The following is a 22360-nucleotide window of genomic DNA, read 5'->3' on the forward strand; positions in this document are numbered from 1 at the left end:
ATGAGCACCTCCCCACACACAACGAACGCGCCGCTGGTCATGCAGGCCAAGGGCCTGGTCAAGCGCTACGGGCAGGTCACCGCGTTGGATGGCGCCGACTTTGAACTGCGCGCCGGTGAAATCCTGGCCGTGATCGGCGACAACGGCGCGGGCAAGTCGAGTCTCATCAAGGCGCTGTCGGGCGCCACCGTGCCCGACGAAGGCGAGATCCTGCTCGACGGCCAGCGCATCCAGTTCAAAAGCCCCATCGACGCGCGCCGCGCGGGCATAGAAACCGTGTACCAGGACCTGGCCGTGGCCCCGGCCATGACGATTGCCGAAAACCTGTTCCTCGGCCGTGAACTGCGCCGCCCCGGACTGCTGGGCAGCGCGCTGCGCATGCTCGACAAGAAGAAGATGCTGGAAGAAAGCGTGGCCCGCATGGCCGAGCTGAAGGTCGGCATCCGCTCCATGACGCAGGCGGTGGAGACACTCTCGGGCGGCCAGCGCCAGTGCGTGGCCGTGGCGCGCGCGGCAGCGTTTGCGCGCCATGTCGTCATCATGGACGAGCCCACTGCCGCCCTCGGCGTGAAGGAGGGCAACATGGTGCTGGAGCTGATCCGCCGCGTGCGTGACAAGGGCCTGCCTGTGATTCTCATCAGCCACAACATGCCCCATGTGTTCGAGATTGCCGACCGCATCCACATCGCCCGCCTGGGCAAGCGCGCTGCCGTCGTCAACCCCAAGAAGATCAGCATGAGCGACACCGTAGCCGTGATGACCGGTGCCATGGCGGCCTCCGACCTGCCCGCTGAATGCCTTGCCTGAAACATGCTGAAAAATATCGACCCCCTGCTGACCCCCGACCTGCTCAAGGTGCTGGCCGAGATGGGCCATGACGACGCCATCGTGCTGGCCGATGCCAACTTCACCGCCATGAGCCTGGGCGCGGGCAAGCCCGTGCTGCGCCTGCCCGGCATTGGCATGGCGCGTGCCGTGCAAGCGGTGGCCAGCGTGCTGCCATTGGCGCAGGACGTGCCGCACCCCGTGGCCTACATGCAGGTGGGCGGCACCGAGGTGCCGTACCGATCGGCCCTGCAGCGCGAAACCATGGACGTGCTGGCACGCGAGGGCGTGGCCAGCGAGCAGGCCGAAGGCGTGGAGCGTTTTGCGTTCTACGAGCGCGTCAAAAAGGCCTATGCCATCGTGGTGACGGGCGAGCTGCAGCCCTGGGGCAACTTCCTGCTGCGCAAGGGCGTCATCGGCGACACTCTGACCGCTTGATCGTTTCATCACCATGCTGGACACCGACGCATCCCTACCCGCCGTTGACAACACTGCCGCCAGCCCCGCGCTGCTGCGCCAGCGCGGCTCCAACCATGTGGGGCTGCGCCAGTTCAACGAGCGTGTGGTGCTGCAGGCGCTGCGCACCCATGGCAGTCTGGCCAAGGCCGAGATGGCGCGGGTCACGGGCCTCACGGCGCAGACCATCGGCCTCATCACCGCCCGGCTGGACGAAGACCAGTTGCTGCGCCGCGAAGCGCCCGTGCGCGGCCGCGTGGGCCAGCCTTCGGTGCCCATTGGTCTCAACCCCGACGGCGCCTTTGCCATCGGCATCAAGATCGGCCGCCGCAGCGCCGACTGGCTGCTGGTGGACTTCACCGGCCATGTGCGCGAGCGCATCGTGCTCGACTACGCCTTCCCTGACATCGATGTGCTGTTGCCCGCCATCCGTACGCACCTGAACCAGCTGCTCGACGGCCTGGGCCCGCTGCGCTCGCGCGTGGTGGGCGTGGGTGTGGCCGCGCCGTTCCAGCTGGGCGGCTGGCACCGCATGCTGGGGCTCACCGAGGCGCAGTCCGAAGCCTGGAACAACATCGACCTGGCCGAGCAGGTGCAGCAGATGACCGAGCTGCCCGTGAGCTTTGCCAAAGACACCTCCGCCGCGTGCGTGGCCGAGTTGCTGCAGGGGCGCGGGCGCGACATCCCGAGTTTTCTGTACCTGTTCATGGACACCTTTGTGGGCGGCGGGCTGGTCATCAACTCGCACTTGCACCGGGGTCTTCACGGCAACGCGGGCGCCGTGGCCTCGCTGCCGCTGTCACCCGCCCAGCCGGGCCAGGCACCCGCACAGCTCATCAGCCAGGCATCTTTGTGGGAGCTGGAGCAGCGCTTTCGCGAACACGGCCTCGACCCCATGGCCGCCTACGACAAGCGCGTGCTGCAGGCCCCGTGGCTGGAACACAGCCGGGGCTGGATCGCGCGCGCTGCGGCGGGCTTGGCGCACTGCATCGTCTCGGCCACGGCGTTTTTGGACCTGGATGCCGTGGTGGTCGATGGCGCCGCAGCCCCCGAGCTGCTGCAGGCCCTGTGTGAAGGCGCCCGCCACGCGCTGGCCGACTACAACTGGGAAGGCCTGCACCAGCCCCCCCGCCTGGAGCTGGGCACCATGGGCTCGGACGCCCGCGCGCTGGGCGGAGCGCTGCTGCCGCTGCATGCGTGTTTTGCGCCGGATACCGATATCTTCCTCAAGGCTTGATGGTCGTGCTATTGAAATAATAGCTATCACGGCATATTCCACTAGCGCAAGCTGGCGTTTTCAGTCAAAACTGCTTCCTGGAGGTCTTGCGTGCACTGTGCCGTCTCGGGGGGCGCCAGCCCCGCCGCGTCGATCATCCAGGGGCTGTAGCGACCGCCCTCTGCTGCCTGCTGCGCTTGCTTCGCTGACAGTCAGCGCCCCGCCAGGATCGCCCGCGCCACTTCGGCAAACCCCGCGCCCCGTTCGCCCTGCGTCACATAGCGTGGCAGGTGCTTGAGCTGCGGCACAAACCGCGCGATGTTGGCCACGCCCACGCTGTGGGTGAAGTGCTGGAACATCGCCTGGTCATTGCCCGAGTCGCCCACAAACACCCAGCGGTCCAGCTCCTGCGCAAGGTCGCGGCCCAGCAGCTCGCGCACGATCCAGTTGGCACCCTGCCATTTGTTGAAATCCCCAAAGCAGCCATGGATGTGGATGCTGCTCACCGTGGTCTGCATGCCTTCGCGCTGCAGTAAGTCCAGCACCTGCTGCACGGTCTCGGGCGGGTGCCGGTCGAACTCGGCGTAGTCAAATGCCAGGTCCGTCTCACGCCCGGCGCTGTCGCGGCTGAGGGCGACGCCTGGCACTTCCGCAGCCACCTGGGCGGCGATCTCACGCATGCGCGCCTGGTTGGCATTGCGCGTGGCGGCGTCTTGCTGGTAGCGCTTGACCAGCGTTGGTTGAGCGCCAGAGCTGCGGGTAAATGCCACGGCACCGTTCTCTGCCACCATGGCATCGACAGGCCAGATCGAACCGGCAGGCCCCGCCATGAAAGGCTCGCACCAGCCGATCGGCCGCCCGGTGATGGGAATGACCACCAGGCCCGCCGCCTTCAGGTCAGCCAGCGCCTGCAGTGCGTCGGGCGTGATGGCGCCCTCGGTGGTCAGGGTGTCGTCGATGTCAGTGAAAACACCTTGGAGCGATGCCCGCGCCAAGGCGGTCCATTGCGTGAGCGGCTGCATGAAAGAGAGCGGAGGTGGGGACGCGAGGGCGGGGAGATCCAATGCAATTGGTATGGGACCAGTGTCATTGCCTAGCGTATTCGACAATGGCTTGGTACAAACGGTCGGAACCATCCTTTGGGTTGTCGGGCCTCAGCTCCATGCGGTTGACTCCATGTTCGGCGCCCCCCTTGAAGCGATCAGGTATCACGGAGAAGTAATAGGGGCTGATGAAGCGTGCACCTGCGTCGTAGTGGGACTGCATGGCGGCCAAGTGAACTCCGTTGCGTTTCCATTGCTGCGGGTTGAACTCCGGCACACCGTAGTCGGTGATCTTGTTACGTGCCATGAAATCCCGCAGCCAGGCACTGTTTGTGGCGCCTCCGTACATGTTCAAGCCCTGTTTCCACGGCGCGCTACCTTTGAGTGTCTGCCCGGCGGCAAACAGCTGCGGGTTCCACGAAGCGTTGACATTGGGCACGATCTGGTGGGAATAGAGCTTGTCTGCGGGCAGTCCGGCTTTGCGCGCCCATTGGTGGAAATTCCTAAGGAATTCGTACACCTGCGATTCGCGGTAGTAGTTCCAATCACGCGCCAGCGGGTTGTAGTAGACATCCTGTAGGGGCCTGGGCATGTCGAGCCACGAACGCAGGCCAGGAAGGGCCTTCGCATTCTTGAGCGATGGAACCTCGGCCCTCGGGGCTGATACCACCTGCCTCTGGTCGCGAGGGGCCACCACAAATTCAACCTCGGCGAGTTGGTAACGGCTGGCGCCGGACGTGGCGACTACCTGGGCTAAGTGTCTGCCAGGACGCAGTCCGCTGTAGTCGAGGTCATGGCGAAACCCAGTATTTGGGCTGGTTACGGAGGCTTCAGCGCGGTATACATCCAGCCGGTTCAGTCCGTAGGCAACGGGGCCCACATGTCGCCCGTCGACATATAGGTCCAGCTTTTGTATGGCATTGCTGGGATCCCAAAGCCAACCGGCGATGGGCAGTGTGCCGTCTGCAAATGCGTCGTAATGCTCGCCGTAGGAGGTGAGCTTTTCCTTGCGGATATTCTTTGACGGCGCCGGGATGACATCAAAGGATGCGTATGACAGCCCCATCTGGGTGTTGAACTGCTCGATGGTTTGGTATCTAGCGCGCAGCCATTGGCGAAAGCCCGCCACCGAAGCAGGACTGTAATCCGTAACCTGGATTTCCTGGTATGCGCCCATTCCATTCTCGAAATCGGGGAACATGTGGTGCAGTTCGCCCGCCAAGGTGTAGGCCACGATGCGACTCTGCACTGCCTGAGGCAGTTTTCTGATGCGCTGCGCCACGTAGTTCAGTGCATCACGCCGGTATTTATTGACGGGGATGGTCGCATCCGTCGACAAGGTGTAGGGCATGATCCGGTAACCGAAATAGTCCAGCTCCAGCGGTTTGCCATCGCGCAACTGCATGAGGTTGCGCGGATCGCGCCGCAGCTCCTCGGTGATGGGTCCGATGGAGTCGAAGTGGTCGGCCGAGAAGTAAATGACTACTGGTCGTTGCACTTTGCTGATGACACTCAGAAATTCATCCACGCGTGCTGGATCAATGGCCCATCCCTTAGGGGTGGAACGGTACAGTCCCAGCAATTGGAGTGTGGCGGTGTAACCCACCTGCACCGCACCTTGAGGCCCGCCAGGCTCTAGCTTGTCCAGCAGCCGGGACACGGCGGGAGCACCGTCGAGCTTGTGTTGCCGGCAATAGGCGTAGGCCTCGTCGGCGGAGCGCACCTGAGGCTGTGCGACGGCTTCGTCGCAGAGGAAAATGCCCTCGACGGTTGGTGCAATGACGAAGGGCGGACGCGAGCCTTGCGCGCTCGCGTTGAGGACCATGGCGGCCAACAGCGCCAGACTGGTGTATTTCACGTTCTTGACCAGGAAAGGATGCATGAATTCCGCGTGGAGCAGGGATGATGGGATTGGTTTGTAGCAATCGTCGTCGCACCATCAGCGCCGGTACTACAGTGCGTCAACGGAGGTAGTGGGGAAGTCTTGCAGCGACGAGCTCAACGGCTCGGTTGGCAAGTTGCTCACGTCGTAGTGCAAAAAAGCAATCAGGCACTGTATGCCGACGAAGACGGGTAGTGCGGCAAGCATAACGGTGCCGCTGGTTGCCGGGTGGCTAGTACTGGCGCTTGCAATCCAATGCCATGTGCCGAAGGCAGAACCGCCCAACACAAGCAGCGTTCCAAAGATGCTGTAAAGCGAGCCGACGTTGAAGTCCCGCACTAGGTAGTTATAGACATATCGTCGCCATAGCCGTGACGAGTGTTTGTGCAAGAACTCGGGGAGAACCTTTCCAATTTGAAGATGGGACTGCTCGTCGGCGTACACCGCGTCCATTGGCACATCCTTGACCACAGCACGTACCGTGTTCAGGCGAAACAGCATGTCGGTTTCGAAAAAGTAGCGCTGCTCCAGCTTGTCCAGCGGCAGTTCCGACAACACACAGGTGCGCGCTGCGGTGTATCCGTTGGTTGGGTCCATGATATTCCAGTACCCGCAACTGAGCTTGGTCAGAAAGGAGAGCACCGCATTGCCGAACAGCCGCACCGGCGGCATGCCTTGTACCGATTCGGGCCGGAAGAATCGATTACCTTTGGTGTAGTCGGCCTCTCCTCGCAGCAGCGGGCCCACGAAATGCGGCAGAAGCGAAGGGTTCATCTGGCCATCGCCGTCGATCTTCACCACGATGTCCATGCCATCGGCAATGGCTGCCTTGTAGGCGGTGACGATGGCACCACCTACGCCACGGTTTTGCGTGTTGTAGAGCACACGTACCCGTGGATCGGGGTTGTGCTCTTCGATGAAGTGGCCGCTGCCATCGGGGCAGGCGTCGTCCACCGCGTAGATGGCTTCCACCTCCTGGCCGATGGCGTTGATCACACCCAGTACGTGCTGGGTTACCTTGTAGCAGGGGATGGCGACGGCGATGCGCATAGGTGAAGCTCTCAACTGGATGCTGCCAGCGCCACGCCGGCCATGATGAGTGCGCCACCTGCCAAGCTCCGCCAATGCAATGGTTCACCAAGGAAAATCCAGGCCAGAGTGGGAACGATCAAGAATGCCAAGCCCATGTATGGATAGGCTAGATGTAACGGAGCATGGCGCAGAATCCAAATCCAGCCGAGTGTGGTTAAGCCATACAGAGCCAAGGAGGTGACGAGCCAACCGTTGGTGAACAGCGCCATGAGGGAAATCGCTTCAGGCAAGGCCGCAGCTGCTTTCTTGAAAAGTAGTTGACCAATTGAAATGCAGGTCACGCATAGCAGTGTGAGAAGGCTTAAGCCAAGGCTCATGGGTGTTAGTCCTAGAAGTGTTGCACGACCAAGCTGGGCATTCGGGTCAATTTTTCTGCCAAATATCGTCAGCGCGATACGGGTTGATGGGTTCGCCATCAGTGACTAGCGCACGAGCAGCTTCTGGCATGCTTGATCGCAGCAATTGCGCGCCATGCCATTGCACGACAGTACCTTCGGGACACCGAAACAGGAGGTTTAGACTGCCAGAATTCGAGGGTCGCAGAGCTCCGTTGCCCCGGATAGCATATAGATGCGATTTGCCATCCAGCTTCACGCGAAGAATCGGGCGGGGCACATACCAATGGGTTTCTGCTGAAGGTTGATCAAGCGAAACTGTCACATCCATGCATTGACGGCTGGGGTGGGGTACTGCGATTGCCAGCTTGAATCGCCAGATTCCATCCATAAAATTCAGCGGTTGATCCAGGGTGAGAGGAATGGAAAGGGTGGCGGGGGCGGAAAGTTCCCAGGCACCTGGGGATATCAGCCGGGCATTAGACAAGGTTGGTGTACCCAGTGCGTCGGAGCCCAGCACCAATTCTGTAGGACCTGGGCGTCTTGGGTCCATGGACCATGATGCGTTCCGGGCGTTTGATCGGCTCAATGCTCCCGTCAGGGCCATTAACAGGCTCACAAGAACTATTCCACAACAGAACTGGAGTGCACTGTGCAAACCATAATGCGAAGCATTGGCACAGAGCTGCTTGGCCATGATGGCGACGCCGACGCCAGCAAGAGGCATTAGGAGCAAGTCCAAGAGGAATACGTTGTAGCGGACGTTGTACAGCACCGGCAGTAACTGTCCGGCCATACCTATTGCAAGTAGCAGGATGAAGGTGCACAGACCCAAGCGCCGCAGAGTGACGCCATCTTGGATGGGCAAATTTTTTCTCAGAAGAGCCCTTTTTCTGGCGCGCCACTGTCGATAGGCTAGGCATCCAGTGGCGCCACCTATGCTCAGCCATTCGAACAAGCGGAACTGACGCAGTTTGGGACGCATTGCAGTGTCTTCGGGGCTGTAAAGCATCCAGGCCTTGAACTTGAACCAAAAGAACGCGACATTGTCTCTCCAGCGCGTGGACTGGATGATGCTGAGTGCTGCGCGCGACTGGATTTGATCGGCTTCAACGTGTAGCGGGTGGCCTTGGGTAGCTGGGGCGGCCATGCGGGCAGTGATGCCAGCGTCGTACCCAAAGCCTCCGTAGACTGGCTCTACTCCCATCTTGAACGGGCTCACTCCATAGAAGAGCCCTGAACCGGCGCCCGTGCTAATTCCCCAGTAGCCGAAATACGTACCGTTCTTCACCACAGTCAATATGGGTAGCGACAATGCAAGCGCCAAGGCGATCACGGTGCTCTCATTGACAACTCGTTCCAAGCTGGGAATCCGATCGGTGCTGGTACGGCGCACCATGAATAGGCAAAGCAGGGTAACAAGCGCTAGAACAGAAAACAACTGGAGTACGGGGCGCGTGAGGAGCGTCACTGCGAGCCCTGTGGCTGCCACAGTCAGCCAGAAAAGGCGCCGTTGCTCCGCGAGTACATAGTCAACCAACCCTGTCAGAAACAGCAGCAGCCCAAACATGTAGAGGGGCTCTGTCAGTACCTGAGGGATGTAGCTTGCGAGTTCGGGAAACCGAACAAGAAGCGCGGTGGCTACCATGCCTGCACCCACCCCACCAAGGCGAGTCGCCAGTCGCCACATCAAGAGAACAGATAGCAGATAGAGTCCACCGTTAGCAACCTGTATGACGGCAGGATTGGCATTCCAGATGGCTGGCCATATGTAGCTTAGTGGGGCCACGTAGAAGCTTGACGGCTCCCTGGTAAGGAACGACCAGGGGTCCGCTAAAAAAAAGCGAGCGTTTGGGAGATAGGTCCAGTAAGCGTCACCGTTTATTTCTGCATCCGGAGCCGGGAAGAAGCGGATGACCTGCCGCATGGCAATTATCAGCATCCATGCTAGCCATGCAGATGAAAAGACGAGTCGCAATTGCTCCTTCCTGCTTGCAGCCATTTATGTTCAGGCCCCTTGCAGCGCCAGCCCCGCATGCTCACGCAGTGGGTGGAAATGGATCTTTGGAAACCGCTCCTGCGCCAGCCGCACGTCGTAGGGCGAGGTGCAAAGGTACGCCAGTGTGTCGGCCGCATCGTGCGCCAGCCGCAGCGGGTAGGCGTCGGTGAACGCGCGCAGGTCGGCGGCGTTGTCCGCTGTGATCCAGCGCGCGCCCGTGTACTGGCAGCCTTCGAGGCGCACGTCGGCGTCGTACTCGGCCTTCAGGCGGTGCTGTACCACTTCAAACTGCAACTGGCCCACGGCGCCCAGCAGCATGTTGCCGCCTGCGTCGGGTTTGAAGACCTGGATCGCGCCTTCCTCGCCCAGCTGGGCCAGGCCCTGCTGGAGCTGCTTGGTGCGCAGCGGGTTCTTGAGCACGACGGTCATGAACATCTCGGGTGCGAAGAACGGCAGGCCGGTGAACTGCAGGTTGGCGCCGTCGGTGATGGTGTCGCCCAGCTGCACGCCGCCGTGCGTGGTGAAGCCGATGATGTCGCCTGCATAAGCTTCTTCGACGGCCTCGCGGCGCTGGGACATGAAGGTCACGACCGAGGTGGGACGCAGTTCCTTGGCGGTGCGCTGCACCTTGAGCTTCATGCCCGGCGTGTACTTGCCGCTCGCCACGCGCACGAAGGCGATGCGGTCGCGGTGGTTGGCGTCCATGTTGGCTTGCACCTTGAACACCACGCCAGCAAAGCCTTCGTCTTCGGGCTGGATGGTCTTGACCACGGGCTGTTTGTTGACTTCGAGCGTGCTCACGCGCGGGCCGGGTGGCGGTGCCATGTCTACCAGTGCGTCCAGCACCTCCATCACCCCGAAGTTGTTCACGCCGGAGCCAAAGAACACGGGGGTCAGCTTGCCGGCCAGGAAGGCCTCGTGGTCCCAGGCGGGGGATGCGCCCACGGCCAGCTCCATGCTCTCCAGCGCGGCGTCAAACTCGGCGCCGAAGCGCGCGCGCAGTGTGGTTTCATCCGACAGAGGTATGGATTCAAAGTCCTGCGGGCGGCGTTCGCTGCCGGACTCGAACACCGTCATGGTCTTGGTACGCAGGTTGATGATGCCGCCGAAGGCCTTGCCCTGGCCTACGGGCCAGGTCATGGGGCAGCAGGGCATGCCCAGCTCGCGCTCCACTTCGTCCATGATGTCCAGCGGGTCGCGCACTTCGCGGTCCATCTTGTTGACGAAGGTGATGATGGGCGTGTCGCGCTGGCGGCAGACTTCGATCAGGCGGCGGGTTTGTGCTTCCACACCGTTGGCGGCGTCGATCACCATCAGCGCCGAATCGACGGCGGTGAGCACGCGGTAGGTATCTTCCGAGAAGTCCTTGTGGCCGGGTGTGTCGAGCAGGTTGATGACATGCTCGCGGTAGAGCATCTGCATGACCGACGAGGCCACCGAGATGCCGCGCTGCTTTTCAATTTCCATCCAGTCTGACGTGGCGTGGCGGCTGGCCTTGCGGCCCTTCACGGCGCCGGCGATCTGGATCGCGCCCGAGAACAGCAGCAGCTTTTCGGTCAGCGTGGTCTTACCCGCATCGGGGTGGGAAATGATGGCAAAGGTGCGGCGGCGCCGGGTTTCTGGGGCGTAGGACACAGGGGTTCCTGAGTGGGATGGAGCGGGGCAGCGTGCCCTGCACAAGAATCTGGGGGCGGGGCCTGCGGGGAGGCCACGAGGTCTGCGGTCGCGGGATTTTACTGTTCCGTGCAAGGCTCGGGGATGGATTGCCCCGCCGGCGTAGCGCCGGGCGAGCACTTGCTTTTATAATCCGCCGATCCGAGGAGCGTTGCAGCGTCCCCAGCACAGGCGGGGCGTGAGGCTCGGAGTCATCTAGCAACGACGCTCATCCACTTCGCGTGCGGTGAGTCGTATCGACCATCCCCTTCGCGCAGTGGCTTTTCAAACATGCTTTGGAGCACACCATCATGAACGCACGCGTCAACGCCCCGGTCAACACCGACTGCATCATTGCCGACATCGGCCTGGCCGAATGGGGCCGCAAAGAGATCCGCATCGCCGAAACGGAAATGCCCGGCCTCATGGCCATCCGCGAAGAATTCGCCGCCAAGCAGCCGCTCAAGGGCGCGCGCATCACCGGCTCGTTGCACATGACGATCCAGACCGCCGTGCTGATCGAAACCCTGCAGGCGCTGGGTGCACAAGTGCGCTGGGCATCGTGCAACATCTTCTCCACACAAGACCACGCCGCGGCCGCGATTGCTGCCGCTGGCACGCCCGTGTTCGCCATCAAGGGCGAAACCCTGGCGGAATACTGGGACTACACCCACCGCATCTTTGACTTCGGCGCTGCCGGCACTGAGGGCGAAGGCCCCAACATGATCCTGGACGACGGCGGGGATGCCACGCTGCTGATGCACCTGGGCAAGCGCGCCGAAAAGGATGCATCACTGATCGCCAACCCGACCAGCGAAGAAGAAACCTGCCTGTTCAACGCCATCAAGGCCAAGCTGGCCGTGGACCCGACCTGGTACAGCCGCAAGAGCGCCCACATCATCGGCGTGACCGAAGAAACCACCACGGGCGTATTGCGCCTGAACGAAATGGCCGCCAAGGGCAGCCTGATGTTCCGTGCCATCAACGTGAACGATTCGGTGACCAAGAGCAAGTTCGACAACCTGTACGGTTGCCGCGAATCGCTGGTGGACTCCATCAAGCGCGCCACCGATGTGATGATCGCCGGCAAGGTCGCCTGCGTGGCGGGCTACGGTGACGTGGGCAAGGGCTCTGCCCAGGCTCTGCGTGCCCTGAGCGCCCAGGTGTGGGTCACCGAGATCGACCCCATCAATGCCCTGCAAGCCGCAATGGAAGGCTACAAGGTCGTGACGATGGAATACGCTGCCGACAAGTGCGACATCTTCGTGTCGGCCACCGGCAACAAGAACGTGATCCGCTACGAGCACATGGCCGCCATGAAGGACGAAGCCATCGTGTGCAACATCGGTCACTTCGACAACGAGATCGATGTGGCTTCGCTGGAGAAGCTGCAGTGGGACGAGATCAAGCCCCAGGTGGACCATGTCATCTTCCCTGACGGCAAGAAGATCACGCTGCTGGCCAAGGGCCGCTTGGTGAACCTGGGTTGCGCCACTGGCCACCCCAGCTTCGTGATGAGTTCCAGTTTCGCCAACCAGACCATCGCGCAGATCGAGCTGTTCACCAAGCAGGACGAGTACCAGGCTGGCAAGGTCTATGTGCTGCCGAAGCACCTCGACGAGAAAGTGGCGCGCCTGCACCTCAAGAAGGTGGGCGCCATGTTGACCGAACTCACTGACGAGCAGGCCGCCTACATCGGCGTGTCCAAGCAAGGCCCCTACAAGGCCAACACCTACCGCTACTGATCCCTGTGCAGCGCGCCCCGGCGACGGGGCGCGCGCACGGTGGTCTGGCGCCGTTGCGCGGAGCAATGTCTGATTGCTCTCTAATTGATAGCTGCTGGCGCATGATTCACTGGCGCTACCAGCCGATTTGACTCTAAAAGGATGGGCGCGATGCGCGCAGATGTATTTTTGGTGGAGCGTGGCCACGCTGCCACGCGCTCGCAGGCGCAGCGCCTGATTGCCTCGGGCGTGCAGTGGCGCCTGTCACCGCTGGCGCCCTGGCAGAAGGTGGTGAAGAACGGCGACGACATTCCGTCAGTGGCCGAGGTGCAGCTGCTGGACGATGCAGAAGCCAAGTACATATCGCGCGGTGGGCTCAAGCTGGAAGGCGCGCTCAAGGCGCTGGGCCTGTCGGTGGCTGGCCTGCGGTGCCTGGATGTCGGGCAGAGCACAGGCGGCTTTACCGACTGCCTGCTGCAGCAAGGTGCTGCCCAGGTGATTGGGGTGGACGTGGGCCACGCCCAGTTGCACGACCGGCTGCGCAGCGATCTGCGTGTGGTGTGTGTGGAGGGCGTCAATGCCCGCTCGCTCACGCCCGATGCGTTGGTGCAGGCTTGTGAGATGGCCTTGTCCGAAGTCATCTTGCCCGAAGAAGACAACGAAACCCAACCCGAGGCCCCCTACAGCTGGATGCGCAATGGCGGCTTGGTGGACGAGGCGTATGACGACAGCGACGACGCCAAGGACCAGGACATCGAGGCCTTCAAGTCCGAGCGCGCGCAGCGCGCCCAGGGAACGCTGCCGGTGGAGCGCCGCCGCCGGCCCGAGTGCGCCGATGTGGACATCACACCCAGTTTTGCGCTGGTGACGGGTGACCTGTCTTTCATCTCGCTCACCCTGGTGTTGCCTGCGTTGGTGCCGTTGCTGGCGCCCCAGAGCGACCTGGTCATGCTGGTCAAGCCGCAGTTCGAGCTGCAACCCGGGCAGGTGGGCAAGGGCGGTATCGTGCGCGACGAGTCCTTGTATGCGGTGGTGGAGCAGCGCATTCGCGATTGCTGCGCCACGTTGGGCCTGGAGGTGTTGGCGTGGATCGATAGTCCCATCCAGGGCGGCGATGGCAACCGAGAATTTTTTGTACACGCAAGGAGAGCCGCATGAATGCAGCCCACGCGCAAGGCACCGGGTTTCCGGTGAGTTTCGAGTTTTTTCCGCCCAAGACGCCTGAAGGTGCTGACAAACTGCGCGTGGCACGCCAGCAGCTGTATGCCCTGCACCCCGACTTCTGCTCGGTGACCTATGGCGCAGGGGGTTCCACGCAAGAAGGCACCTTCGGCACGGTGCGTGAGATCCTGTCCGAAGGCGTGGGTGCCGCCTCGCACTTTTCGTGCATCGGGGCCACGCGCCAGTCGGTGCGCGAGCAGCTGGCCACACTCAAGGCCATGGGTGTCAAGCGCCTGGTGGCACTGCGCGGCGACCTGCCCAGCGGCTATGGCGCGGGCGGCGAGTTCCAGTACGCCAGCGATCTGGTGGCCTTCATCCGCGCCGAAACGGGCCGCGACTTCCACATCGAAGTGGCAGCCTACCCCGAGGTGCATCCCCAGGCCAGGTCGCCCGAGGCAGACCTGCAGGCCTATGTGACCAAGGTGCAGGCGGGCGCGGACTCCGCGATCACCCAGTACTTCTACAACAGCGACGCGTATTTCCGCTTCGTCGAAGACGCTCACCAGCTGGGTGCCGACGTACCGGTGGTTCCGGGCATCATGCCGATTTCCAGCTCCACGCAGCTGATGCGGTTTTCGGATGCCTGCGGTGCCGAGATTCCGCGCTGGATCCGCCTGCGGCTGCAGGCGTTTGGGGACGACACCGCCAGCATCAAGGCGTTTGGCCTGGATGTGGTGACTGACCTGTGCGACCAGCTGCGCAGTGCCGGCGTGCCCGCGCTGCACTTCTACACCATGAACCAAAGCGCCGCGACGCTGGAGATCTGTCGCCGGCTGGGGATCTGATGGCGGGGGGCACACAGCCTCCCGGGGCCCATCGCGGCGCTGCCCTGCGGGGGCTGCTGCGGCGAGCGGTGGGTCTGTGGCTGCTGTGCAGCGCTTGCACCGCTGTTCAAGCCCAGGGGTTGCAGGCAGAGCCGGATGCGCTGGCCCCTAATCTCTTGTCCGTGCCGGGTGAGGCCATGCTGATCGATCCCCCGGCCAAACCGGAACCCAGCACTCCTGCCGGGTCGCCGCTCAGCCTGGAGGCGGATGAGGTGGGCCTTGCTTCATGGTACGGGGCGCAGTTCCACCGGCGGCGTACTGCCAGCGGGGAGCTGTTTGACATGCGAGCGCTCACGGCCGCGCATCCCACGTTGCCCTTTGGCTCACGCGTGTGTGTACGCAGCCAGGCCACAGGGCGCACGGTGATCGTGCGCATTAACGACCGTGGCCCGCACACCCGTAACCGGGTGATTGACCTGAGCCGGGGCGCCGCCGAGGCGCTGGGCATGGTGGGCCTGGGGCTCAAGCCGGTGGAGCTGTTCGCCCTGCAGGACGACGACAAGGACTGCCCGGCGGCGCCTTGACGCCAGGCTTTGAACAGGTTCTTGTGAGGCCGGTCAGCCGCCCGATTCGAGCGTGTGGGTGGCGTGTTTGTCCTGCGCCAGCAGCTCGGCCATCTGGGGCAAGGCGTCTTTGAGCGCGGCCTTCAGTGTGTAGGGCGGGTTGATCAGGAACATGCCGCTGGCGGGCAGGCCTGGGCGCTTGGTGTCGCCCGTGACCGTTTCTGTGATCTTGCTCGATTTGACGGTGAGCGTGGCGTGCAGCCAGCTTTTGCCCGCCTTGGTGGCCAGCGTTTTCAGGCGGCGGGGCAGGTCGTGGGCTTCGGGGCGCGGAATGATGGGGTACCAGAATGCATAGGTGCCCGTGGCAAAACGCTTGAGCGAGTCGGCCGCCATGTCGAGCACCTTGGCGTAGTCGCTCTTGATTTCATAGCTGGGATCGCACAGTACCAGGGCGCGCCGGGCCGGTGGGGGCAGGAACTTTTTGATGCCCTCAAAGCCGTCCTCGTGCAGCACGGCCACCTGGCGGCCCGCCTCCAGCTGGGCCACGTTGCCGGCCAGCGCGCGCAGGTCGGTGGGGTGCAGCTCAAACAGCTTGAGCTTGTCGTGGTCGCGCAGCAGGCGCTGGGTGATGAAGGGCGATCCGGGGTACACGCGCAGCGCCTTGCCCTGGTTGAAGGCGCCCACCATGTCCACATAGGCCTGCAGGGCGGGGGTGAGGGCGGGGGTGGTTGGCGCAAACAGCCGGGCCACGCCATCGGCGGCTTCGCCACTGGTGCTGGCATAGTCCCCGTCCAGCCGGTACAGGCCCGCGCCCGCATGGGTGTCCAGCACGGTCAGCGCCGCGTCTTTTTCGGTGAGATGTTGCAAGGCGGCAATCAGGACGGTGTGCTTGAGCACATCGGCATGGTTGCCTGCGTGGAAGGCGTGGCGATAACTGAACATGGCCCAATGGTAACGAGTGTGTTGCGCCAAGGGGACTCCCATGTCCGGGCGCGGCACAATCGGGGGGGGCCGTGTGGTGGCGGGGGACGTGATGTTTTTGGCAGACAGGCCGCACTTTGTTAGCCATTTGTTGCCAAATCCGGCTCGGCCATGCTTCATGATCGCGCCTGCGGCGGGGTCAGCGTTTCGCCGTCGCCGTAGTTGCCTCATTGATTTGCATTTGAAATTGCCAGCCCGCTCCGTCCTCTGACCATGACCGCAAGCTCCAGCACAGCCCCCGCCAGTGGTGTCAGCCATATCGATGCGCTGCCCCCCGGCACCCGCCTGGCGGAGTTCGAGATCCTGGGGTTGCTGGGGGTGGGCGGGTTTGGCATGGTCTACAAGGCGTTTGACCATTCCCTGCACCGGGCGGTGGCCATCAAGGAGTACATGCCCTCGGCGCTGGCCGGGCGCTCGCAGGGGCAGTCGCTCTGGGTGCGGTCCTCGTCCGACCAGCAGACCTTCCAGGCCGGGCTGGTCTCTTTTGTGGGCGAGGCCCGTCTGCTGGCGCAGTTTGACCATCCGTCTCTGGTCAAGGTGTTCCGCTTCTGGGAGGCCAACAACACGGCCTACATGGTCATGCCGCTGTACTCGGGCATGACGTTCAAGCAAGCCCGTGCCCAGATGCGCACCCCCCCACCCGAGGCCTGGCTGCGCAAGCTGCTGTGGTCGGTGCTGGATGCGCTGCGCGTGCTGCACGATGGCAACACGCTGCACCGCGACATTTCGCCCGACAACATTTTCCTGCAGGACAACGGCCCGCCGGTGCTGCTGGACCTGGGCGCCGCCCGGCACGCCATCAACGACCAGGACCGCAAGCACACGGCGGTGCTGAAGGTGAACTACGCCCCCATCGAGCAGTATTCCGACGGCGACGAGGAACTGCGCCAAGGCCCGTGGAGCGACTTGTACTCGCTGGCGGCGGTCATGCACGGGTGTCTGGCCAATGACACGCCCCTGCCCGCCACGCTGCGCTCCATCCGTGACCGCATGGTGTCGTTCTCCCGCATCGCCAAAACCGTCAAGCGGCAGTTTGGGGTGGAGTATTCAGCGCCTTTTGTCGCGGCGATTGCCCAATCGCTGGCCCTTCGGCCCGAGGACCGCCCACAGAGCATTGATGCCTTTCTCCAGACCATGGAGATGACGTCGGCGCCGGACGATGTGCAGCACTTCGACTTCCGGGCGGAGTTGGGCGACATCTGGGTGGAGCCCGCCGACCAGCCTGGCCCGGGTCTGGCCACCCCTACCGTGGACGTAACCTCCGCCCCCAAGATCGTGGCCGAGATGCAGGCACAGGCCCAGCGTGAGGAATTGGTGGCGGCGGCTCCCGCATCGGATGCCAGCCGCCCTGGCGATGATTTTGGTGGGGATACGGTCATGCTGGCTGGTCCTGACACTGTGGCGGCCGATGCTGGCGACACGGTGTTCATCGATGCCGGCGATACCGTGGTGGCCGACGACGATTCGCGCTTTGAGGACCTGCCACACCACCGTTCACCGGGCGCAGGCGGGTCGCGTGCAGCCGATCGGCGTTCTGCGCCTTTGGAGCGGGATGTAGTGCGCAGCAATGGCAAGCCGACCCCATCCCCACGGCGTTCCCCTTTGGTGGCGGGCATCGTGGTGGCGGCGTTGGTGGCTGTGGTGGCCGGTGCCGGTTGGCGCTGGAGCCAGGGCAGCAAGCCGCCCCGGGACGAGATCATTACGGAGATGGCCGAGCGGCCTGCCGCAGCGGCGGCTTCAGACGCTGCCCTGGTGGAGGTCAGCGCTCCGGCTGCTGCCGGGGGCGACGCGCAAGGTCTGAGCTCGGATGGCGCAGTGGCGTCAGCCAGCGCCGCCTCTGCGGCCGCACCTGCTCCTGCCTTTGTGGTCGCGTCTGCACCCAAGCCGAGCCCCCGGGTGGCCAAGCGTGCAGGCGCAGAGCCCGCACCCACACCCATCGTGGTGCATGAAGAGCCTGTGCCGGCGCCGCCTCCGGTGGTGGCCGAGCCCAAGCCCCGCCCCGCGCCGCCGCCCCGTCTGCCCTCGCCGCAAGAGGTGTGCGCCGACGCCAACTTCCTGGCCCGCCCGATGTGTATTCACCAGGAATGCCAGAAACCGTCCCAGGCCAATCAAACTGTCTGCGTGGAAAACCGTCGCCGTTACGAGGCCGACGAGCAGCGCCGCCGCCAGACGCCGAACTGACCGGAGCAGGTGCCCTGAGGGCCGTGGCTGGGGTGCTCTTGCGCTAACGCATGGCTCTTTCGTATAATGGAAGGCTTCGCAGCGCTTTTGTGGTCCCGCGGCGAAGACTTTTTGCCACCTAAGAGGCTTCCTTCAGAGAAGCACCGACCGTGGAAAAGGACCCGCCAAACCCTCTTTTGAAGAGAAAACTCATGACAACTACTTTCAGCGCAAAGCCCGCTGAGGTCGTGCACGAGTGGTTTGTGATTGACGCGACCAACAAGGTCCTCGGACGAGTAGCCAGCGAAGTTGCTCTCCGTTTGCGCGGCAAACACAAGGCCATTTACACGCCTCACGTCGATACCGGTGACTTCATCGTCGTTATCAACGCAGCCCAACTCAAGGTCACCGGCACCAAGTCCCTGGACAAGGTGTACTACCGTCACTCGGGTTATCCCGGCGGTATCACGGCCACGAACTTCCGCGACATGCAAGCCAAGCACCCCGGCCGCGCGCTGGAAAAGGCTGTCAAGGGCATGCTGCCCAAGGGCCCCCTTGGCTACGCGATGATCAAGAAACTCAAGGTGTACGGTGGTGCTGAGCATCCCCACACCGCCCAGCAGCCCAAAGTGCTGGAAATCTAAGGAGCCTTGAGATGATTGGTGAATGGAACAATGGCACCGGCCGTCGCAAGTCCAGCGTCGCCCGCGTGTTTCTGAAAAAAGGCTCCGGCAAGATCACGGTGAACGGCAAGGACATCCAGTCCTACTTCGGCCGCGAAACCTCGATCATGATTGCCAAGCAACCCCTGGCGTTGACCAACCATGTCGAAACCTTCGACATCCAGATCAACGTGCACGGTGGTGGTGAATCCGGCCAGGCTGGCGCTGCCCGCCACGGTATCACCCGCGCCCTGATCGATTACGACGCATCCCTCAAGCCCGTCCTGAGCCAAGCCGGCTTCGTGACCCGCGATGCCCGTGAAGTCGAACGTAAGAAGGTCGGTCTGCACTCCGCACGCCGCGCCAAGCAGTTCTCCAAGCGTTAAGCTGTGGCCCTGCCGGATGTTGCCTTGTGCAGCATCCACTGCAAGGCACTCCTCGCGGGTGCTTTACAGAGAAAAACCGCCTTCGGGCGGTTTTTTCGTTTATGGTGCGCTCTTTTCGTTTTTTGGGGAGGCCTTCCATGGTCCGCCTGTTGAGCCTATGCGCTTTCGCCTGCTTCGCCGTCGGTTGACCATCAGCGCCCCCCGGGTGGCCATCCGCAGCGCCTTGCCCTGGCCCTTTCGATGGCTGGCTCTGGCCGTGGTGATGGGTTTCTGCGCCGCCGTGGCGTTGTGGGCCTTTGAATTCGGCAAATCCATTGCCGGGATCGATACCGTTTCGCGTGACGAAGTGATCCAGATGAAGGCGGAGATCAGCCGCCTGCGCGAAGAGGGCCAGGAGCGCCAGACGGTGGCATTGACCGCCGAGAGCCTGCTGGCCACCGAGCGCGCTGCCAAGGAGAGCCTGATGGCCCAGGTGCGCCAGCTTGAAGCCGACAATCGCACGCTGCGCGAGGATCTGGGCTTCTTTGAAAAGCTGATCCCTGCGGCCAAGACCGATGGGCTGGCCATTCGCGCGCTGCAGGCCGAGGTGCTCGGCGGGATGCAGTTGCGTTGGCAGGTGCTGGTGATCCAGGCCGCCCGCAATGCGCCGGAGTTCAACGGGCGGCTGGAGTTGGTGCTGGCGGGCACTCTGGATGGCAAACCGTGGGCACAGACCCAGCCACCCCAAGGCCAGTCGCTGCAGGTCAAACAATACCGCCGCATCGAGGGCGTGCTCGATCTGCCGCCCCAGGCCGTGGTAAAAACCGTGACCGCGCGCGTGCTGGAGGGCGCCACCGTACGCACCAGCCAGACCATGGCCATCGAATAGTGCAAGGTGGACGGTGGATGCGCTGATCAGGTCTTGGCGCTCTCGCCCCGGCAATCCAGCCCCAGCTGCCACCCACAACCTGCCGCCTTGCTGGCACGAATTCCATCCCCAAGCGGGTCTTTGCAACCGCCTGGCACTTCAGGAGTCTTCCGACCATGTTCTCGCGTAAAAAGCAGCCACCCATCAAAAGCCTGGTGGCACAGGGCACCAAGATCGAAGGCAATGTGCATTTTGCCGAGGGCATGCGCATTGACGGTGAAGTGGTCGGCGATATCCGGGCGGCGGCGGACCAGCCCAGCATCCTCGTGATTTCCGAGACGGCGCGGGTCGAGGGGGCGGTGCATGCCGACCATGTGATCATCAACGGCCAGGTGCTGGGCCCTGTGCATGCGGGAGAGCTGCTGGAGCTGCAGCCCAAGGCGCAGATCACGGGCAATGTGCATTACAAGGCCCTGGAGATGCACCAGGGCGCCGTGATCGCGGGGCAATTGATTCCAATGGCCGTGCTGGTGGAGGAAAAGCCCCCACTGAAGTTAGCGTCAAACAGCCAGTGACCTGAATTCCCGAGAGGTTTGCAGTAGTATTCCCTGCAAACCCTGAACCCGGAGTACCCCATGAGCGCAGTTGCCGAAAACATCCAGACCGAAATGCCCGCCCCCATCCTGTTCACCGACAGCGCGGCGGCCAAGGTGGCGGACCTGATTGCCGAAGAAGGCAACCCCGACCTGAAGTTGCGGGTGTTCGTGCAAGGCGGCGGCTGCTCCGGCTTCCAATACGGCTTCACGTTCGATGAAATTACCAACGAAGACGACACCACCATGACCAAGAACGGTGTGTCGCTGCTCATCGACGCCATGAGCTACCAGTATCTGGTGGGTGCCGAGATCGACTACAAGGAAGACCTGCAAGGCGCGCAGTTCGTGATCAAGAACCCGAACGCCACCACCACCTGCGGCTGCGGCTCCAGCTTCTCGGCCTGAGGGGCGCGTTGACAGGCGCAGCCCTGCTCCCCTGACTGAATCAACCGCCTTCGGGCGGTTTTTTCATGGGGTGCGTTCGTTTCGTTTGAAAACCCTGCAAACCATGCACCAGGAACCCTCCCAGAAAGTACTGCTGTGGCTGGTGGCCGTCGGCTTCTTTATGCAGACGCTGGACGCCACCATCGTCAACACCGCGCTGCCCGCCATGGCACAGAGCCTGGGCGAGAGTCCGCTGCGCATGCAGTCGGTGGTTGTTGCGTACTCGCTGGCCATGGCGATGCTGATCCCAGCATCGGGTTGGGTGGCCGACCGGTTTGGTGCGCGCCGGGTGTACTTTCTGGCCATCGTCTTTTTTGTGGCGGGCTCGGTGTTCTGTGCGCTGTCGCACAGCCTGACCCAACTGGTGGCCGCCCGGGTGCTCCAGGGGCTGGGGGGCGCGCTGCTGCTGCCCGTGGGACGGCTGGTGGTGTTGCGCACCTTCCCGCGCGAGAAGTTCTTGCAGGCCATGAGTTTTGTGGCCATTCCCGGGCTGATCGGCCCGCTGATCGGTCCCACGCTGGGCGGCTGGCTGGTCGAGGTGGCCTCCTGGCACTGGATCTTCCTGATCAACGTGCCGGTGGGTCTGCTAGGCTGTGTCGCCACCATGCGCTACATGCCCGGGGTACCCGCGCCGACGGTGGCACGGTTTGATCTGGCGGGCTACCTGATGCTCGCCTTTGGCATGGTGGCGCTGTCGCTGGCGCTGGATGGCCTGGCCAGCCTGGGGCTGCGGCAGGCGAGCGTGCTGGTGCTCATGATCTTCGGGCTGGCGAGCCTGGTGGCCTACTGGCTGCACGCGGCGCGGCGGCCCGACCCTTTGTTTTCGCCCCGACTGTTTTCGGTCGACACCTTGCGCATCGGGCTGCTGGGCAATCTGTTTGCCCGGCTGGGCAGCTCGTGCATGCCGTTCCTCATTCCGTTGCTGCTGCAGGTCACCATGGGCTATTCGCCGCTGCAGGCGGGCATGATGATGTTGCCCGTGGCGGTGGCGGGCATGTCCATGAAGCGGTTCACCACCACGCTGATCACCCGCTTTGGTTACCGCCAGGTGCTGGTGGGCAACACGCTGCTGGTGGGGGTGACCATGGCCAGCTTCGGGCTGGCGGCACCCTCGCAGCCGCTGTGGGTGCATGTGGTGCAGCTGGCGGTGTTTGGTGCGGTGAACTCGCTGCAGTTCACGGCCATGAACACCGTGACCCTCAAGGACCTGGGGCACGACATGGCCAGCAGCGGCAACAGCCTGCTGTCCATGGTGCAAATGGTGGCCATGGGGATGGGGGTGGCTGCGGCGGGGGCGGTGCTGGCGGCGTTCACCGATTTCTTCCAGCCCACCGGCACGACACAGACCCTGCAAGCCTTTCAGGCCACGTTTGCCTGTATGGGGCTGATCACGGTGGCTTCAGCCGGTATCTTCTGGCAACTGTCGCCGCAAGACCGTTCCGGCACCCAGGCAGGCGCCTCGGTTGATGCCGGGGACCACGGCTGATCGCCCTGTCCAGGGCTGTGTAGAC

General features: G+C 63.1%; 21 protein-coding genes and 1 riboswitch. Of the genes, 14 read left to right on the forward strand and 7 right to left on the reverse strand.

Annotated features, from left to right (window positions below; genetic code table 11):
* From CLU87_RS01300 to CLU87_RS01310, 3 genes are read left to right on the forward strand one after another with little or no spacing between them, the layout of a single operon-like run.
* On the forward strand, nt 1–807 hold the full coding sequence (locus CLU87_RS01300; RefSeq protein WP_099729238.1) for an ATP-binding cassette domain-containing protein: 807 nt from the start codon (nt 1–3) through the stop codon (nt 805–807).
* Nucleotides 808–810: 3 nt separating this feature from the next.
* A complete protein-coding gene (locus CLU87_RS01305; RefSeq protein WP_099729239.1) occupies nt 811–1263 on the forward strand; it encodes an RbsD/FucU family protein in 453 nt (150 codons plus the stop codon).
* Between the two features lie 13 nt (nt 1264–1276).
* Nucleotides 1277–2518, forward strand: coding sequence for an ROK family transcriptional regulator (locus CLU87_RS01310; RefSeq protein WP_099729240.1), 1242 nt, complete (start codon nt 1277–1279; stop codon nt 2516–2518).
* 191 nt (nt 2519–2709) lie between these two features.
* On the opposite strand, the gene CLU87_RS01315 is transcribed toward CLU87_RS01310, so the two are convergent.
* The 6 genes from CLU87_RS01315 to CLU87_RS01340 all read right to left on the reverse strand — a co-directional run bounded on the left by CLU87_RS01315 (nt 2710) and on the right by CLU87_RS01340 (nt 10483).
* On the reverse strand, nt 2710–3519 hold the full coding sequence (locus CLU87_RS01315) for an HAD family hydrolase (protein WP_099729241.1): 810 nt from the start codon (nt 3517–3519) through the stop codon (nt 2710–2712).
* Nucleotides 3520–3583: 64 nt separating this feature from the next.
* Nucleotides 3584–5422 carry a beta-galactosidase gene (locus CLU87_RS01320; protein WP_143227225.1) on the reverse strand — a complete coding sequence of 613 codons (1839 nt, stop codon included), beginning with the start codon at nt 5420–5422 and terminating at the stop codon, nt 3584–3586.
* A gap of 69 nt (nt 5423–5491) precedes the next feature.
* Nucleotides 5492–6472 (reverse strand): glycosyltransferase family 2 protein, encoded by a 981-nt coding sequence (locus CLU87_RS01325; protein ID WP_099729242.1) that lies wholly within the window; start codon nt 6470–6472, stop codon nt 5492–5494.
* An 11-nt stretch (nt 6473–6483) separates the two neighbouring features.
* Nucleotides 6484–6831: a hypothetical protein gene (locus CLU87_RS01330; protein WP_099729243.1), complete on the reverse strand. Its 348-nt coding sequence runs from the start codon at nt 6829–6831 to the stop codon at nt 6484–6486.
* A 46-nt stretch (nt 6832–6877) separates the two neighbouring features.
* Nucleotides 6878–8827: a hypothetical protein gene (locus CLU87_RS01335; RefSeq protein ID WP_143227226.1), complete on the reverse strand. Its 1950-nt coding sequence runs from the start codon at nt 8825–8827 to the stop codon at nt 6878–6880.
* Between the two features lie 30 nt (nt 8828–8857).
* Nucleotides 8858–10483: a peptide chain release factor 3 gene (locus CLU87_RS01340; protein WP_056743833.1), complete on the reverse strand. Its 1626-nt coding sequence runs from the start codon at nt 10481–10483 to the stop codon at nt 8858–8860.
* 176 nt (nt 10484–10659) lie between these two features.
* Nucleotides 10660–10739: riboswitch (S-adenosyl-L-homocysteine riboswitch) on the forward strand.
* Nucleotides 10740–10812: 73 nt separating this feature from the next.
* Here CLU87_RS01340 and ahcY point away from each other — a divergent pair.
* From ahcY to CLU87_RS01360, 4 genes are all read left to right on the forward strand, one after another.
* Nucleotides 10813–12246, forward strand: a complete 1434-nt coding sequence (gene ahcY, locus CLU87_RS01345; protein WP_056058155.1) for an adenosylhomocysteinase — start codon at nt 10813–10815, stop codon at nt 12244–12246.
* Nucleotides 12247–12396: 150 nt separating this feature from the next.
* Nucleotides 12397–13383 carry a TlyA family RNA methyltransferase gene (locus tag CLU87_RS01350; RefSeq protein WP_099731982.1) on the forward strand — a complete coding sequence of 329 codons (987 nt, stop codon included), beginning with the start codon at nt 12397–12399 and terminating at the stop codon, nt 13381–13383.
* Nucleotides 13380–14231, forward strand: a complete 852-nt coding sequence (metF, locus tag CLU87_RS01355; protein WP_099729245.1) for a methylenetetrahydrofolate reductase [NAD(P)H] — start codon at nt 13380–13382, stop codon at nt 14229–14231. Before CLU87_RS01350 ends, metF begins: the two co-directional genes overlap by 4 nt.
* 176 nt (nt 14232–14407) lie before the next feature.
* Entirely contained in the window at nt 14408–14794 is a 387-nt protein-coding gene (locus CLU87_RS01360) for a septal ring lytic transglycosylase RlpA family protein (RefSeq protein ID WP_369804283.1), read from the forward strand.
* Between the two features lie 33 nt (nt 14795–14827).
* On the opposite strand, the gene CLU87_RS01365 is transcribed toward CLU87_RS01360, so the two are convergent.
* On the reverse strand, nt 14828–15715 hold the full coding sequence (locus CLU87_RS01365) for a 23S rRNA (adenine(2030)-N(6))-methyltransferase RlmJ (protein WP_099729247.1): 888 nt from the start codon (nt 15713–15715) through the stop codon (nt 14828–14830).
* Between the two features lie 252 nt (nt 15716–15967).
* Between CLU87_RS01365 and CLU87_RS01370 the strand changes: the two genes are divergently transcribed.
* The 7 genes from CLU87_RS01370 (at nt 15968) to mdtD (ending at nt 22335) form a co-directional block, all read left to right on the forward strand.
* Nucleotides 15968–17935: a serine/threonine-protein kinase gene (locus CLU87_RS01370; protein WP_099729248.1), complete on the forward strand. Its 1968-nt coding sequence runs from the start codon at nt 15968–15970 to the stop codon at nt 17933–17935.
* A 191-nt stretch (nt 17936–18126) separates the two neighbouring features.
* Nucleotides 18127–18558 (forward strand): 50S ribosomal protein L13, encoded by a 432-nt coding sequence (rplM, locus tag CLU87_RS01375; protein ID WP_015015720.1) that lies wholly within the window; start codon nt 18127–18129, stop codon nt 18556–18558.
* 11 nt (nt 18559–18569) lie between these two features.
* Nucleotides 18570–18962, forward strand: coding sequence for a 30S ribosomal protein S9 (gene rpsI, locus CLU87_RS01380; protein WP_005798582.1), 393 nt, complete (start codon nt 18570–18572; stop codon nt 18960–18962).
* Between the two features lie 157 nt (nt 18963–19119).
* On the forward strand, nt 19120–19830 hold the full coding sequence (locus tag CLU87_RS01385) for a DUF6776 family protein (RefSeq protein WP_099729249.1): 711 nt from the start codon (nt 19120–19122) through the stop codon (nt 19828–19830).
* A gap of 155 nt (nt 19831–19985) precedes the next feature.
* Nucleotides 19986–20384, forward strand: a complete 399-nt coding sequence (locus CLU87_RS01390) for a polymer-forming cytoskeletal protein (protein WP_056057955.1) — start codon at nt 19986–19988, stop codon at nt 20382–20384.
* Between the two features lie 60 nt (nt 20385–20444).
* On the forward strand, nt 20445–20810 hold the full coding sequence (erpA, locus tag CLU87_RS01395; protein ID WP_008907234.1) for an iron-sulfur cluster insertion protein ErpA: 366 nt from the start codon (nt 20445–20447) through the stop codon (nt 20808–20810).
* A gap of 103 nt (nt 20811–20913) precedes the next feature.
* Nucleotides 20914–22335 (forward strand): multidrug transporter subunit MdtD, encoded by a 1422-nt coding sequence (gene mdtD / locus CLU87_RS01400; protein ID WP_099729250.1) that lies wholly within the window; start codon nt 20914–20916, stop codon nt 22333–22335.
* The last annotated feature ends 25 nt before the right edge of the window (nt 22336–22360 follow it).

Origin of the sequence: Acidovorax sp. 59 (genome assembly GCF_002754175.1) — a bacterium.
GTDB classification, from domain to species: Bacteria; Pseudomonadota; Gammaproteobacteria; order Burkholderiales; family Burkholderiaceae_C; genus Acidovorax; species Acidovorax delafieldii.